The 14996-nt window shown below is 62.5% G+C and carries 16 protein-coding genes; 13 read left to right on the forward strand and 3 right to left on the reverse strand.

Going from position 1 to position 14996, the window contains the following annotated elements; all coding sequences use genetic code 11:
* The first annotated feature begins 222 nt into the window (after positions 1 to 222).
* Genes AC56LV_RS18000 through AC56LV_RS18015 form a run of 4 tightly spaced genes read left to right on the forward strand, consistent with a single transcriptional unit; the run spans position 223 to position 3889 of the window.
* On the forward strand, positions 223 to 1152 hold the full coding sequence (locus AC56LV_RS18000) for a branched-chain amino acid ABC transporter permease (RefSeq protein WP_258835419.1): 930 nt from the start codon (positions 223 to 225) through the stop codon (positions 1150 to 1152).
* A gap of 12 nt (positions 1153 to 1164) precedes the next feature.
* Positions 1165 to 2376: an ABC transporter permease subunit gene (locus AC56LV_RS18005; protein ID WP_183555825.1), complete on the forward strand. Its 1212-nt coding sequence runs from the start codon at positions 1165 to 1167 to the stop codon at positions 2374 to 2376.
* Complete coding sequence (locus tag AC56LV_RS18010; protein WP_499455313.1) at positions 2373 to 3143, forward strand: ABC transporter ATP-binding protein; 771 nt, start codon at positions 2373 to 2375, stop codon at positions 3141 to 3143. Before AC56LV_RS18005 ends, AC56LV_RS18010 begins: the two co-directional genes overlap by 4 nt.
* Positions 3143 to 3889, forward strand: a complete 747-nt coding sequence (locus AC56LV_RS18015; RefSeq protein ID WP_499559628.1) for an ABC transporter ATP-binding protein — start codon at positions 3143 to 3145, stop codon at positions 3887 to 3889. The genes AC56LV_RS18010 and AC56LV_RS18015 overlap by 1 nt, the downstream gene beginning before the upstream one ends.
* Positions 3890 to 3964: 75 nt before the next feature.
* On the opposite strand, the gene AC56LV_RS18020 is transcribed toward AC56LV_RS18015, so the two are convergent.
* The gene (locus AC56LV_RS18020; protein WP_499559629.1) at positions 3965 to 4537 is read right to left on the reverse strand and encodes a phasin family protein; all 573 of its coding nucleotides are present in this window, start codon (positions 4535 to 4537) and stop codon (positions 3965 to 3967) included.
* Positions 4538 to 4860: 323 nt separating this feature from the next.
* On the opposite strand from AC56LV_RS18020, the gene AC56LV_RS18025 reads away from it, so the two are divergent.
* From AC56LV_RS18025 to pbpG, 3 genes are all read left to right on the forward strand, one after another.
* Positions 4861 to 5787, forward strand: a complete 927-nt coding sequence (locus AC56LV_RS18025; protein WP_499559631.1) for a DMT family transporter — start codon at positions 4861 to 4863, stop codon at positions 5785 to 5787.
* On the forward strand, positions 5784 to 6479 hold the full coding sequence (locus tag AC56LV_RS18030) for a nitroreductase (protein WP_499559633.1): 696 nt from the start codon (positions 5784 to 5786) through the stop codon (positions 6477 to 6479). The genes AC56LV_RS18025 and AC56LV_RS18030 overlap by 4 nt, the downstream gene beginning before the upstream one ends.
* Positions 6480 to 6645: 166 nt before the next feature.
* Positions 6646 to 7812 carry a D-alanyl-D-alanine endopeptidase gene (gene pbpG / locus AC56LV_RS18035; protein WP_499559635.1) on the forward strand — a complete coding sequence of 389 codons (1167 nt, stop codon included), beginning with the start codon at positions 6646 to 6648 and terminating at the stop codon, positions 7810 to 7812.
* A gap of 34 nt (positions 7813 to 7846) precedes the next feature.
* Here pbpG and AC56LV_RS18040 read toward each other — a convergent pair whose 3' ends face one another.
* Positions 7847 to 8632 carry an IclR family transcriptional regulator gene (locus AC56LV_RS18040; protein WP_183555818.1) on the reverse strand — a complete coding sequence of 262 codons (786 nt, stop codon included), beginning with the start codon at positions 8630 to 8632 and terminating at the stop codon, positions 7847 to 7849.
* Positions 8633 to 8747: 115 nt separating this feature from the next.
* On the opposite strand from AC56LV_RS18040, the gene AC56LV_RS18045 reads away from it, so the two are divergent.
* Entirely contained in the window at positions 8748 to 9164 is a 417-nt protein-coding gene (locus AC56LV_RS18045; RefSeq protein ID WP_499559637.1) for a diacylglycerol kinase, read from the forward strand.
* 63 nt (positions 9165 to 9227) lie between these two features.
* Positions 9228 to 9866 (forward strand): peroxiredoxin, encoded by a 639-nt coding sequence (locus tag AC56LV_RS18050; protein ID WP_499559639.1) that lies wholly within the window; start codon positions 9228 to 9230, stop codon positions 9864 to 9866.
* Positions 9867 to 9935: 69 nt separating this feature from the next.
* Here AC56LV_RS18050 and AC56LV_RS18055 read toward each other — a convergent pair whose 3' ends face one another.
* Entirely contained in the window at positions 9936 to 10904 is a 969-nt protein-coding gene (locus AC56LV_RS18055; RefSeq protein WP_499559641.1) for an IS1595 family transposase, read from the reverse strand.
* A gap of 250 nt (positions 10905 to 11154) precedes the next feature.
* Between AC56LV_RS18055 and cysT the strand changes: the two genes are divergently transcribed.
* The 4 genes from cysT to AC56LV_RS18075 are packed head-to-tail and all read left to right on the forward strand — an operon-like array spanning position 11155 to position 14948.
* On the forward strand, positions 11155 to 12027 hold the full coding sequence (gene cysT / locus AC56LV_RS18060) for a sulfate ABC transporter permease subunit CysT (RefSeq protein ID WP_332532473.1): 873 nt from the start codon (positions 11155 to 11157) through the stop codon (positions 12025 to 12027).
* Positions 12024 to 12929, forward strand: coding sequence for a sulfate ABC transporter permease subunit CysW (cysW, locus tag AC56LV_RS18065; protein WP_499503512.1), 906 nt, complete (start codon positions 12024 to 12026; stop codon positions 12927 to 12929). The genes cysT and cysW overlap by 4 nt, the downstream gene beginning before the upstream one ends.
* A gap of 19 nt (positions 12930 to 12948) precedes the next feature.
* Positions 12949 to 14022 (forward strand): sulfate/molybdate ABC transporter ATP-binding protein, encoded by a 1074-nt coding sequence (locus AC56LV_RS18070; protein WP_183555813.1) that lies wholly within the window; start codon positions 12949 to 12951, stop codon positions 14020 to 14022.
* Complete coding sequence (locus AC56LV_RS18075) at positions 14019 to 14948, forward strand: CysB family HTH-type transcriptional regulator (RefSeq protein WP_499559643.1); 930 nt, start codon at positions 14019 to 14021, stop codon at positions 14946 to 14948. The genes AC56LV_RS18070 and AC56LV_RS18075 overlap by 4 nt, the downstream gene beginning before the upstream one ends.
* Positions 14949 to 14996: the final 48 nt, after the last annotated feature.

Here is a 14996-nt window from a genome sequence, read left to right on the forward strand (position 1 = left end):
TTTCGTTCTGGCAGAAAACAAAAATTAGCTACTGCCGCCATTTACCGTTGTTAGTTTTCCGGCAGCCAAGCTATGATGGCGGCGCTCGGATTTGTCATAGCGATGTGCTAACCAGCGCGTCGTTGGACCGCGGACAACGGTAAAGCAGCAGCTTCAGACCTTGAGCGGCACGTCGGGATACCCCGGCGTGCCGTTTTTTGTTATTGCACAACAGGCGGAACGATGGAAACCTTTATCCAACAACTACTGAACGGGCTCGTGCTCGGCAGTATGTATGCGCTGGTCGCGCTCGGCTACACGATGGTGTACGGCGTCCTTAACCTGATCAACTTCGCCCACGGCGACGTGTTGATGATCGGCGCAATGATCGGCCTGACCATCCTGCAATTGCTTGAAGCTTATGTGCCTGGCCTGCCTGGCTATGTACAGCTGGCGCTGGCGATCCTTGGCGCCATTCCCGTCACCATGCTGGTCAATATTCTGATCGAACGCATTGCCTACCGGCGCCTGCGCAATGCGCCGCGCCTGGCGCCGTTGATCACGGCCATCGGCATCTCGATCCTGCTGCAAACCTTCGCGATGATGATCTGGGGCCGCAGCCCGTTGCCGTTCCCGCAGCTGCTGTCGTCCGAACCGATCATGATTGGCGGCGCCATGATTTCTCAGACCCAGGTCTTGCTGCTGGTGCTGGCCGCGCTGGCGATGGGCAGCCTCGTGCTGCTGGTCGAGCGCACGCGGATGGGCCGCGCGATGCGCGCCGTCGCCGAAAACCCGCGCGTGGCGGGTTTGATGGGCATCGACACGAACCGCGTGATCGTCGCCACCTTCGCCATCGGCGCCGCGCTCGCCGCCGTCGCTGGCGTAATGTGGGGCGCCAACTATGCCTCGATCACGTTCACGATGGGCGTGCTGCCGGGCCTGAAGGCATTCTGCGCCGCGGTGCTGGGTGGGATCGGCAATATCTATGGCGCCATGATCGGTGGCCTCGTACTGGGCATCATCGAAGCGCTGGGCGCCGGCTATATCGGCGACCTGACCGGTGGCTTCCTCGGCAGCCACTACCAGGACATCTTCGCCTTCGTGGTGCTGATCCTCGTGTTGACCCTGCGCCCGTCCGGCATCATGGGCGAACGCGTGGCCGACCGCGCTTAACCGGAGCACACCATGGCACTCCTGACGTTCGACACCCAGCACAAGCCGCGCCAGGCCTACACCAGCATGGCGATCGTGCTCGTGCTGCTCTTGATCTTCCCGTTCTTTGCCGCGCAATTTGGCAACTCATGGGTGCGCATCATCGACATCGCGCTGCTGTACATCATGCTCGCGCTTGGCCTGAACATCGTGGTGGGCTTTGCCGGCCTGCTCGACCTGGGTTATATCGCGTTCTTTGCCGTCGGCGCCTACCTGGTCGGCCTGTTCTCGTCGCCGCAGTTCGCCGCGCTGCTGGAATCGGTGATCTATTATTCGCCCGCCATCGGCGAAGCGCTCGTTGCGTTCTTCGGCCCAGAGATCCAGCAAAACGGCATCCATCTGTCGCTGTGGGCGATCGTGCCACTGGCAGCCTTGTCCGCCGCGCTGTGCGGCGCGCTGCTGGGCGCCCCGACCCTGAAACTGCGCGGCGACTACCTCGCCATCGTCACGCTGGGCTTTGGCGAGATCATCCGCATCTTCATGAACAACCTGAATGACCCGATCAACTTCACCAACGGACCGCAGGGGATCAACATGATCGACCCGATCCGCATCTTCGGGGTGTCGCTGGCGGGCGAGGCGGGGTCCAACGCCACCGTGCACATCGGCAGCTACGCGATGCCGTCCGTGAACGCCTATTACTTCCTGTTCCTGGCGCTGGTGATCGCGTCGATCTTCATCACGGGCCGCCTGCAGCACTCGCGCCTGGGCCGCGCCTGGGTGGCGATCCGCGAAGACGAAATCGCGGCCAAGGCGATGGGCATCAATACCCGCAACGTCAAGCTGCTCGCCTTTGCCATGGGCGCCTCGTTCGGCGGCGTGGCCGGTGCAATGTTTGGCGCCTTCCAAGGCTTTGTTTCGCCGGAATCGTTCTCGCTGACCGAGTCGATTGCCGTGCTGGCCATGGTCGTGCTCGGCGGTATTGGCCACATCCCGGGCGTGGTGCTGGGCGGCGTGCTGCTCGCGGCCCTGCCGGAAGTGTTGCGCCACGTGGTCGACCCGGCCCAGCAGGCGTTGTTCGGCAAGGTGATCATCGAAGCCGAAGTGCTGCGCCAGTTGCTGTACGGCCTGGCGCTGGTGTTGATCATGCTGGTGCGCCCGGCCGGCCTGTGGCCATCGCCCAACAAGGAAGAGCGGCCGAACGCCGCGCTGGCGCGTGACGACGAAGAAGCGAGTACCACATGAGCGAACAAGTCATTCTGAACATTGCTGGCGTCAACAAGCGCTTCGGCGGCCTGCAGGCGCTGACCGATGTCGGTATCCGGATCATGCAGGGCCAGATCTACGGCCTGATCGGCCCCAACGGCGCCGGCAAGACCACGTTCTTCAATGTGATCACGGGGTTGTATCAGCCGGATAGCGGCACATTCGAGCTGGCCGGCAAGGCGTACTCGCCGTCGGCCCCGCACGACGTGGCCAGGGCCGGCATCGCGCGCACGTTCCAGAACATCCGCCTGTTCGGCGAGATGAGCGCGCTGGAAAACGTCATGGTGGGACGCCACGTGCGCACCAGACAGGGCGTGCTTGGCGCGATCCTGCGTCACAAGGCGGCGCGTGAAGAAGAACGGGCGATCCGTGTGCGCGCCCAGGAACTGCTCGATTTCGTCGGTATCGGCCAGTTCGCCAACCGCACGGCAAAGTTTTTGTCGTACGGCGACCAGCGCCGCCTGGAAATTGCGCGCGCGCTGGCGACCGATCCGCAATTGCTGGCGCTCGATGAACCGGCGGCCGGCATGAACGCCACCGAAAAACTGGGCTTGCGCGAACTGCTCGTCAAGATCAAGGCGCAGGGCAAGACCGTGCTGTTGATCGAGCACGACGTCAAACTGATGATGGGCTTGTGCGACCGCATCACGGTGCTCGAATACGGCAAGCAGATCGCCGAAGGTGTGCCGGCCGAGATCCAGAAGAACCAGGCCGTGATCGACGCCTATCTGGGAGGTGCGCACTGATGGACGCAATGATGGACGTAACGAAGAGCGAAACGATCCTGCAGATTACGGGTCTGAAGGTGGCGTACGGCGGCATCAAGGCGCTCAAGGGGATCGACCTGCAGGTGGCGCGGGGCGAACTGGTCACGCTGATCGGTGCGAATGGCGCCGGCAAGACGACGACGCTCAAAGCCATCACCGGCACGCTGCCGCCATGCAAGGTTGAAGGCGACATCAGCTATCTCGGCCAACCGCTGCGCGGTACGCAGTCGTTCCGCATGGTCCAGCAAAAGCTGGCCATGGTGCCGGAAGGGCGGGGCGTGTTCACCCGCATGTCGATTCACGAAAACCTGTTGATGGGCGCCTACACGCGCAATGACAAGGCCGGGATCAACGCCGATATCGAGAAATGGTACAGCGTGTTCCCGCGCCTGAAGGAACGCGCGGCCCAGCTGGCCGGGACGCTCTCGGGCGGCGAGCAGCAGATGCTGGCAATGGCGCGCGCGCTGATGTGCCATCCGACGTTGCTGTTGCTCGACGAGCCGTCGATGGGCCTGTCACCGATCATGGTCGAAAAGATCTTCGAGGTGATCCGCGATGTATCGCAGCAGGGCATCACGATCTTGCTGGTGGAGCAGAACGCCAAGCTGGCGTTGCAGGCTGCGCACCGCGGCTATGTGATGGAGTCAGGTGAGGTCACCATGACCGGCAATGCGCGCGACATGTTGACCGATCCGCGCGTGCAGGCAGCGTATCTGGGCGAATAACCCATTTACACCTAAAAATGGCCGGGACGCTTGCGCGTCCCGGCCATTTTTTTACCGATCGGTGATGCTGCAGTATTACGCAGCAGCAGCTGTTGCGGCGTTGGTGGCCTTGGCTGCATTGGCCGAGAATTGCGACACGGCAGCGTTGACATTGGTTTCGATGGCTTCGACAGCCTGCTTCGAGGTCTTGCTGAACTGCTCGTAACCGGCATTGGCGTTGCTGATGGCGGTCTTGACGGCGGCGACAAAGTTCTCCGAACCGGCCGGTGCATTCTTGCTCACTTCGTCGACCAGCGAAATCACCTTGCGGTTGGCTTCGACGATCTGGCTTTCAGCTGCTTTCGAGAATTCAGCACCGGTGCCGCTGGCGATCGACGCCAGCTGACGGCTGTATGCCATGGCTTTTTCAGCGTTTGGCTGTGCCTGGGTGGCGGCCAGCGAGAAGAATTCTTGCGGATCCTTGGCGCTCAGCAGCTTGCTGGTGAGCGTCGACGATTCTTCGAGGCTGGCGCGTGCGGTGCTGATGTTCAGGGCGACCAGTTTTTCCATGCTCTCGAACGTCTTCGACGTCAGCGACGAAAACAGGGCGAACTGCGACTCCAGGCTGGTCTTGGTGGCGGTCGAAAACTGCTCAGGGATTGCAAACATGTGTCTCTCCAAAATGTTACGTTTCGTGAATGGACTATTGCTCGGGATGGGGCAGGTTCTTCGGCAACGCGATGAAACTCTTCTTTTGTGCACCGCAACAGGGCAGATTTTGTGCCACTTCGTTTGAGGCGTCAAGCGATTTTGATGCGATGCACAATCCGTGGTACGGAAGTGACAAGAATGCATTTGCTGTGAGAAAGCTCAATTGATTTACCGCAAACGAACATTCTTTTTCGCTGTTTAATCGCGCCAAAACGGTGTGCTAGACTCGGCTCTTGTCGTTATCTTAATCCTGTCATTTCTTTCGGGAAATTGCTGCGTTCATGTCACAGCCTGCCATTTTGCCGCCGGTTACCGCTCCCGTCCCGACTGCCCCGTGGCTGTCACCGGTACCACTGTTTTTTGTCCTGTTGTGGAGCACTGGTTTCATCGTCGCCAAATTTGGCCTGCCCTACGCGCCGCCGCTGACCTTCCTGATCGTGCGTTGCCTGGGCGTACTGGCCGTGCTGTTGCCGATCGTGCTGATCTGGCGTGCACCCTGGCCGCGCGGGCAGATCCTGCACGTCGCACTGGCTGGCTTGCTGTTGCAGGCAGGGTATCTGGGCGGCGTCTGGGCTGCCATCAACCTGGGCATGCCGGCCGGCCTGACGGCGCTGATCGTCGGCATGCAGCCCATCCTGACCGCTGCGGCCGCGCCGCTGATCGGCGAACGCGTGCGGCGCCTGCAGTGGCTTGGCTTGCTGTTGGGCCTGTCCGGTGTGGCCCTCGTCGTGTATGCCAAGCTGGGCGTTGCCGGCATGTCGCCGGTCGCGCTGGCCCTGTGCCTGTTCGCGCTGCTGTGCATCACGGCCGGCACGCTGTACCAGCGCCGTTTTTGTCCCCAGTTCGATCTGCGTACCGGCACCGTCATCCAGTTCAGCGCCACGGTGCTGGCGCTGATTCCACTGGCCATCTGGCTGGAACACCTTGATCCGGCGTTCAGCCGCATCACCTGGAGCGCCGACTTCATCCTGGCGCTGGTGTGGTCGGTGCTGGCGCTGTCGATCGGCGCCATCTTCCTGTTGTTTACCCTGATCCGGCGCAGCCAGGCCACGGAAGTGACGAGCCTGATGTACCTCACGCCGCCCACCACCGCCATCATGGCCTGGCTGCTGTTCGGTGAATCGTTCAGCCTGCTTGGCCTGGTCGGGATGCTCGTCGCCGTGACCGGCGTCGCCTTCGTCGTCAAGAAACCAGGAAAATCCCCATGATCAGCAGTCCCAGCCAGGAAGCGGTCGATGCCGCCATCACGTCGCGCCGCTCGGTCCGCGCGTTTCTCGACAAGCCAGTCGAACGCGACGAGATCGCGCGCATCCTCGACGTTGCCGCGCGAGCGCCGTCCGGCACCAACACGCAGCCGTGGAAGGTGTATGTGCTCACTGGCGCCGCGCGTGCGCGGCTGTCGAATGCGATCCTGGCGGTCAATGCCGATCCCGAACAAGCGCGCGGGCATACCGAGGAATACGCTTACTACCCGCGCGAATGGACGTCGCCGTATATCGACCGCCGGCGCAAGGTCGGCTGGGATCTCTACAGCCTGCTGGGCCTGGGCCGCGACAACAAGACCGGCATGGCGGCCCAGCACGCCCGCAACTACGCGTTCTTCGACGCGCCGGTGGGATTGATCTTCACGATCGACCGCATCATGGCGCAGGGTTCGTGGCTCGACTATGGCATGTTTTTACAGAACATCATGGTGGCGGCGCGCGCACGGGGCCTCGACACCTGCCCGCAGGCGGCGTTCACGCAGTATCATCGGATCATCAGTGCCGAACTTGATCTTCCGGCCAGCGAGATGGTGGTCTGCGGCATGGCGCTGGGCTGGGCCGACCCGGAGCGCGTCGAGAACACGCTGGTGACCGAGCGTGAACCCAGCCATGGCTTCGCCCGCTTCATGGAGTAACGTAAATACCGTCAATATCCTGTTGATATCAAAAGGAAAATGGTTGGGCGCTTCTTGTTGTATTAAGTCGCTTATTGCCGCACGGAATGTGAATTTTGCTTGCGATCGGACGTCGTTCCGCTACACTTCACTACGTATCTCATCTGTTCGGGTCAGGGGCTTCATCATGTTCAAACTTGCTGTGGCTGCCGTGGTTGCCGCTTTATTTGCCTTTTCCCCAGTCCAGGCCGCCGGTGCCGGCGCAGGCGCGGGTGCGGGCGCCACCGAGCAGGCGAAGAAATCGTCTGCCGCCAAGAAAAAAGTCAAACGCAAGGTCGTGCGCAAAACCGCGGCCACACGCACCAAAAAAGCCAAACGCCAGGAACTCGCCGCCGCAGGCGACCGTCCGCGCATGATCCGCCGTGTCAAGACAGTGCGCGGCAAGCGCGTTGTCACGTACCAGCCGGTGCGCACTGCTGCCGCTGCTGTTGCGGTCGGCGTTGCTGCCAAGACTGTCGGCGACATGGCTGGCCTCGACAACACCGTCGATCCGCTGGCGCTGCGCTCGAATGTGGCTTACGTGGTCGATCAGAACAGCGCCGAAGTGCTGTTCGAGAAAAACGCCAATGTCGCACTGCCGATTGCGTCGCTGACCAAGCTGATGACAGGCATGGTCGTGATGGACGCCAAGCAAGACCTTGATGAGGTGTTGCGCGTGACCGACGACGACGTCGACCGCCACAAGTTCAGCAGCTCACGCCTGCCGGTCGGCGCCAGCATGACGCGCCGCGAATTGCTCCATATTGCCCTGATGAGTTCCGAGAACCGCGCCGCGTCGGCGCTGGGCCGCAACTATCCGGGCGGCATCAGCGCCTTCGTCGCCGCGATGAACGCCAAGGCGCGCCAACTGGGCATGCGCGACACGCATTACGTCGACTCCAGCGGCCTGTCGAGCCGCAACGTCTCGAGCGGGCGTGACCTGGCCAAGCTTGTCATGGCGGCGCATGGCGACCCGGTGCTGCGCGAATTCTCGACCACGCCCAACTCCACCGTGCAGGCCAGCGGCCGCACGATGCACTATCGCAATACCAACTACCTGGTGTCGCTGCCTGACTGGAATATCGGCCTGCAAAAGACCGGCTTCATCAACGAAGCAGGGCGCTGCCTGGTGATGCAGGCCATGATTCATGGCCGCAATGTGGTGATGGTGTTCCTGGACTCGAAGGGCAAGATGTCGCGCACGGCCGATGCGGGCCGGATTCGCCGCCTGATCGAGTCGCTGCCCGACCGGATGGATGTCGATGCGATCCGGCCATCGACCATCACTGCCAGCGCGCCAGGTCTGGCGCGCTAAGAAACGGGGCAGGCCTTGTGCCTGCCCTTGTTATTCATACTGTCGGCATCGGCCGATACCCGAGCGTCGCCGAAATGCGCGCCGCCGTCTGCACTAGGTCATCGAGCCAGTCTTCCTGCAAACGGTCGGCTGGTGCCGAAATCGACAAGCCCGCCACCAGTTTGCCACTGTCATCGTGAATGCCTGCCGCCATGCAGCGCACACCCAGCTCCAGCTCTTCGTTGTCGCGCGCATAGCCGCGCGAGCGCACCAGGCTCAGCTCGCGCTCCAGCCGCGCCAGCTCGGTGATCGAATTGCGCGTGTGGCCGGAGAGGCCCGTGCGGGTCGCGTAGGCGCGCGTGGCTTTCACGTCGTCCACGGACAGAAACAGCTTGCCGGTGGAGGTCAGGTGCAGCGGACCGCGTCCGCCGATGGCGCGCACGACCTGCATGCCGGAACGCTCCGAGAAGGCCCGGTCGATGTACACGATCTCATCGCCCTGGCGCACTGACAGGTTGACCGTCTGCTGCGTCTTGCGGTGCAGGGCGCGCATGGCGTCGAGCGCCGCTTCGCGCACCGACAGCCGGCTCTTGACCACATTGCCCAGTTCTAGCAGGCGCATGCCCAGCCGGTACGTGCCCGGCTCGACACGGTCGACGAAGCGCGTGACCACCATATCGTTGAGGATCCGGTGCGCCGTGGACGGGTGCAGACCCGACACGCGCGCCAGCTCCTTGAGGCTGACCGGGTCGGAATAGGTGGCCAGGGCGTCCAGAAGGGAGGTCATGCGTTCGATCACCTGGATCGAGGTCTTGGCAGGTTGGGGCGTTTCCATTTTCATATGATGGTTGTGCGGTGCAGTAGGCCCATTCTTTATACCATGATGTGAAACGCTCGCGCAAACCCACCCTTGCATTGTGGGCCTGCATGCCACATGCTGATCGGGAGGCTGCATAATGATGTTCCTGCATCCTCACTGGACAATGATGGACAACCCGATCAGCGAATTCAAGACCTTGCGCGGCCTCGAGCGCGTAGGCGCAGCGTGCCGCAACACCTGGGACGGCCTGCGCTGGGCCTGGCGCAGTGAAGCGGCGTTCCGGCAAGAAGTGGTGCTGATCGTCGTGGCCAGCGTGATCGCACTGCTGTTGCCGGTCTCCGGCTTCCAGCGCCTGGCCATGATCGGCGTGCTGATCGTGGTGCTGGTCGTCGAGCTGATCAATTCGGCGATCGAGGCGGTCGTCGACCGTATTTCGCTCGAGCGCCATCCATTGTCGAAAGCAGCCAAGGACATCGGCAGCGCCGCCGTCGCACTGACGCTGCTGCTGGCGTTCGCGACTTGGGCTGTCGTCCTCTACAATCGCTTCATGTAGACCAACGCGCCATTCGTACCGGATGGCGCCCCGAACAAGTTTGATCAATCACAGGAGATGACCATGACCTTACGCCTCGGCGATACCGCCCCCGACTTCGAGCAAGCATCCAGCGTTGGCCCTATCCGTTTCCACGAATGGGCAGGCGACTCGTGGGTCGTGCTGTTTTCGCACCCGGCCGACTTCACGCCGGTCTGCACCACCGAACTCGGCCTTACCGCCAAGCTCAAGCCTGAATTCGACAAGCGCAATGTGAAGGCGATCGCGCTGTCGGTCGACGCGGCCGAACAGCACCGCGACTGGATCCGCGACATCGAAGAAACCCAGCAAACCGTCGTAGGCTTCCCGATCATCGCCGATGCCGACCGCTCGGTCTCGACGCTGTACGACATGATTCACCCGGAACAGTCGGCCACCGCCACCGTGCGTTCGCTGTTCATCATCGATCCGAACAAGAAAGTGCGCCTGACCATCACCTACCCGATGAGCACCGGCCGCAATTTCGACGAAGTGCTGCGCGTAATCGACGCCCTGCAGCTGACCGACGGCTACACGGTCGCCACGCCGGGCAACTGGAAAGATGGCGACGACGTCATCATTCCGCTGACCGTCACCGATCCTGACGTGATCAAGCAAAAGTATCCAAAGGGCTTCGAAGCGCCGCGTCCGTATTTGCGCATGACGCCGCAACCGAACAAGTAATTCAGGTTGTACGGCCCAGAAAAATGGCCCAGGCACATGCCTGGGCCATTTTTTTTGGCGCAGTCAGCATTATCTGTTGATGACGCTGATAGCAATGCGGAGGAATTGTTCTGGCGAAATGATCCGCTGGCCATCCAGCGCCCAGCGCCAACCCAGGTAATTGGGCAGGTAGCGCGACGCCACGCCATGAAAGCCCTGTAACCAGGCCTTGAAGCGGTAGTGGTAAGCGTTCACGTTTTGCACATGGATGGCAAGGCTGCCCAGACGCCTCGCACGTACACCTGCGCGCAGATTGACCGTTTCATGCGCGATCCTGTGCTTGCGTGCAAAGGCGCGGTAGGCGGGATGGCTGTCACTGACCAGCAACGCCTGCCGATCCAGCCTGGGTAGCAAGTCACTGGCGAGTTGCGCAGCCGTGAGGGCCCCGCGGCCAGTGACGGCATCGACCGTGCGTCCCTCGCGGTCGCGCGCGACCAGGATGCAGTCGAGTTCGCTAGAAATGCCCCGTTTGACCGCATGGCCGCCACGGCGGCGCGGTGGCCGATCGAGCGTGCGCGAACCTTTTTGTGATTCGAGCAGGAATGTTTCGTCAGCCTCGACGATGCCGTTAAGGACTGCGGGCCGGTCGAGCTTGACCCAGTGCAGGAAGCGGTGGCGCCAGCGAAAGGCCGTGTTGCGGTGTACGCCGACCCGGTCTGCCGCCTTGCGCACGGGCAGTGAATCGAGCAGCACATGCGAATAGGCGAGCCATTTGGCCTTGAGCCTGAGCCGTGCCAGCGGCGTGCCCGTGAGGTCGTTGAAGGTGCGGCCGCAGGCACAGCAGCGGTAGCGCTGCAAATCGTTGGCAAACCCGTGCCGGTAGCAGCGTGTGTTGCTGCATCTGGGACAACAGCGGCCTGGTGCTCTGACCTCACTGATGAGCGCGACCACCTGATCGAGTCCGGCTGCAGGATGCAGGGCATCGAGCACTTGCCGGCGCTGGGGTTGGTTCAGCGAAGGCAGTTTTGCAAACCAGCCCTTGAAACGTGGCGCTTTCATGATCGACTCCTGACGCTGTGGACAGGGGTTGGACCACTGGACTGCTCATCAGTTCAAAGCGAGTCTCTATTTAACGTTGACTGCGCCATTTTTTTTGTCCAGCTATCGAAGATTTCCGCATATCACCATGCAAGCGCCGCATGTCTACATAGCGTTTCGTGTCTATACAAATAAGGATTGCTTCGTTTGCGTTATAAAGATCACGTGAGAATATTAGCGTCCGATAGAAGAATTTGTAATAAGGACTCGCATGACATCGCTTGCTATGCCAGGCAGCACGGCAGCGTCGAAGTCGTCGAAAGCACCGGGCCGGGTCATTCCCGGCTTTGGCATTTCGCTCGGCTTCACGCTGTTTTACCTGGCGCTGATCGTTCTCATCCCGCTGTCGGCGGTGTTCCTCAATACCTTCAGCATGACCTGGGCCGAGTTCTGGGCCACTGTCACGTCCGAGCGCGTCATGGCGTCGTATCGTCTCAGCTTTGGCGCGTCGCTGATCGCAGCCGCCCTGAACGTCGTCTTCGGCGGTATCGTCGCCTGGGTCCTGGTACGTTATAAATTTCCCGGCAAGCGCTTCATCGATGCGCTGGTCGATTTGCCGTTCGCGCTGCCTACCGCCGTGGCCGGCATCACGCTGACCGCCCTGTACGCGCAAAATGGCTGGATCGGCCAATACCTGGCCACGTGGGGCATCAAGGTGGCCTTCACGCCGCTGGGCGTCGTGGTGGCGCTGACCTTCATCGGCCTGCCATTCGTAGTGCGCACGGTGCAGCCGGTGCTCGAAGAAGCCGAACGCGAACTCGAAGAAGCAGCCGCCAGCCTGGGCGCGCCGCCGCTGCAGACGTTTACCCGCGTGGTGCTGCCGACGATCGTGCCGGCGCTGCTGACCGGTTTTGCGCTGGCCTTTGCGCGCGCCACCGGTGAATACGGTTCCGTTATCTTTATCGCTGGCAACCTGCCGATGGTGTCCGAGATCACGCCGCTGCTCATCATCTCCAAACTCGAACAGTACGATTACGCCGGCGCCACCGCGATTGCCGTCGTGATGCTGGTGTTCTCGTTCATCCTGCTGCTGACGATCAATCTGCTGCAGGCCTGGACACGCAAACGGGCAGGTAAATCATGAGCGCTGTTCTGGATAAAGTCACGCCGCCGCGCCCACCGGCGGCCCGCGGCAAGCGCCTCGACACGAGCGTGCTCGAGCCGCGCTGGGTCAGCTACGTGCTCATCGCCGTTGCCCTGGTCTTCCTCACGCTGTTTCTGTTCATCCCGCTCGCGGCGGTGTTTACCGAAGCGCTCAAGAAGGGCTGGGAAGTGTATGTCGAGTCGGTCATCGACCCGGATGCGATCTCGGCCATCAAGCTCACGCTGATCGCCGCCGTGATCTCGGTGCCACTGAACCTCGTGTTCGGCGTGGCCGCCGCCTGGGCCATCACCAAGTTCGAATTCCGCGGCAAGAGCATCCTGCTCACGCTGATCGATCTGCCGTTCTCGATCTCGCCCGTGATCGCAGGCCTGATGTACGTGCTGCTGTTTGGCGCCTCGGGCTGGTTCGGTCCTTGGCTGGCCGAGCACGACATCAAGATCCTGTTTGCCGTGCCGGGCATCGTGCTGGCCACTGTGTTCATCACGTTCCCATTCGTGGCGCGCGAGCTGATTCCGCTGATGCAGCAGCAGGGCACCGAAGAAGAAGAAGCAGCGCTGGTGCTGGGCGCATCGGGCTGGTCGACCTTCTGGCGCGTAACGATGCCAAACATCAAATGGGGCCTGCTGTATGGCGTGATCCTGTGTAACGCCCGTGCGATGGGCGAGTTCGGCGCCGTCTCGGTGGTTTCGGGCCATATCCGCGGCGAGACCAACACGATGCCGCTGCACGTCGAGATCCTCTACAACGAATACAACTTCACGGCCGCCTTTGCTGTGGCGTCGCTGCTGGCGCTGCTCGCGCTGGTGACGCTGGCCATCAAGTCCTTTATCGAATGGCGTCTGCACCAGGCCAAGTCGGCCTCGCTGGACGCCCCTCACTGAATTTCCGCCGGAGCCACGCATGACGATTGAAGTCCAACACATCCGTAAAAATTTCGGCCAGTTCAAGGCGCTCGACGACGTGTCGCTGCAGTTCCCGGACGGTGAACTGACCGCCTTGCTCGGCCCGTCGGGCTGCGGCAAGACCACGCTGCTGCGCATCATCGCGGGCCTCGAATACCCGGACTCGGGCACCGTGCTGCTCGACGGCCAGGATTCGTCGCACCGCCACGTGCGCGAGCGCCAGGTCGGTTTCGTGTTCCAGCACTACGCGCTGTTCAAGCACATGACCGTGTTCGAGAACGTCGCGTTCGGCCTGCGCGTGAAGCCGCGCAGCGAGCGCCCGAGCGAAGACCAGATCCGCGACAAGGTGAAAAAGCTGCTCGAGCTGGTGCAGCTCGACTGGATCGCCGACCGCTACCCGCCGCAGCTGTCGGGCGGCCAGCGTCAGCGCATCGCCCTGGCGCGCGCACTGGCCGTGGAGCCGCGCGTGCTGCTGCTCGACGAGCCGTTCGGCGCGCTCGACGCCAAGGTGCGCAAGGAACTGCGGCGCTGGCTGCGCCGCCTGCACGATGACCTGCACGTGACGTCGATCTTCGTCACGCACGACCAGGAAGAAGCGCTCGAAGTGGCCGACCAGGTGGTCCTGATGAACAAGGGCCGCGTCGAGCAGCTGGGCAGCCCCGACCAGGTCTACAACCATCCGGCGTCGCCGTTCGTCTACGGCTTTTTGGGCAACGTCAACCTGTTCCACGGCCGCATCCACGAAGGTGTGCTGGCCAGCGGCGACGTCAACTTCCAGGCGCCGCAGCACATCGATGTGCGCGATGGCGCCGGCATCGGCTACGTGCGCCCGCACGACCTCGATGTCGAGCGCTACACCCCGGGCGCTGCGGGCGTCGTGGCCAAGCTGCGCCGCGCCCATGCGATCGGACCGCTGGCCCAGCTCGACCTGGAGCGCGCCGACAATGGCCAGATGATCGAAGCAGTGCTGCCGAACGAACGTTTTGCCAGCCTGGGCCTGAAAGAGGGTGACACGCTGGTGGTACGCCCGCGCCGCATTGAAGTGTTTGTCGACCAGGGCAGCGCCGCATGAACTTCCAGCAGCTGCGCTCGGTGCGCGAAGCGGCCCGGCGCGACTTCAACCTGACCGACGTGGCCAACGCGCTGTTCACGTCGCAGCCGGGCGTATCGCGCCAGATCCGCGAACTCGAAGATGAACTTGGCGTGGTGATTTTCGAGCGCAATGGCAAGCGCCTGACGGGTCTCACGCCACCCGGCAAGGGCATCCTGCGCATCGTCGAAAAGCTGCTGGTCGAAGCCGAGAACCTGCAGCAGGCCAGCCGCGAATTCGCCGGCCAGGACAGCGGCACGCTGACGGTGGCCGTGACCCACACGCAGGCCCGTTACGCGCTGCCGCAGGTCGTGCAATCGTTTCGCGCCGCTTTCCCCAATGTGCGCATCGCCTTGCAGCAAAGCGCGCCGGAACACATCGCACAGTGGGTCGCCTCGGGCAAGGCCGATATCGGCATCGCGACCGAAGGCCTGTCGGCGTTTCCCGACCTGGTGTCGTTCCCGTGCTACCGCTGGAGCCACCTGATCGTGGCGCCGGAAGGCCATCCGATCTTCGCGAGCAGCTCGCCGCTGCGCCTGGAAGACCTGGCCGAGCATCCGCTCATCACGTATGACCAGGGCTTTACTGGCCGCAGCCATATCGATGCGGCCTTCCTCGAAGCCGGGCTGGCACCGGACATCGTGCTCACGGCGATGGACTCGGACGTGATCAAGCAGTACGTGTCGCTGGGGATGGGTGTGGGAATCGTGGCGTCGATGGCGTTCGACCAGGGCCGCGACAAGGGACTGCGCGCGATCGAGGCATCGCACCTGTTCGCGCAGAACGTGACGCGCCTGGCGGTGCGGCGCGGGTCGTACCTGCGCTCGTACGCGTTTCACTTCATCGAGCGCTTTGCGCAAGGCTACACGCGGGCCGATATCGAAAAGGCGATTGCGACCGCAGAATAGGGTGGCGCGGCCGGCACCCCGGGTTGAGGCGCCGGCAGTCTTTGCTGC

The sequence above is a fragment of the Telluria sp. RB2R28 genome (genome assembly GCF_059685835.1).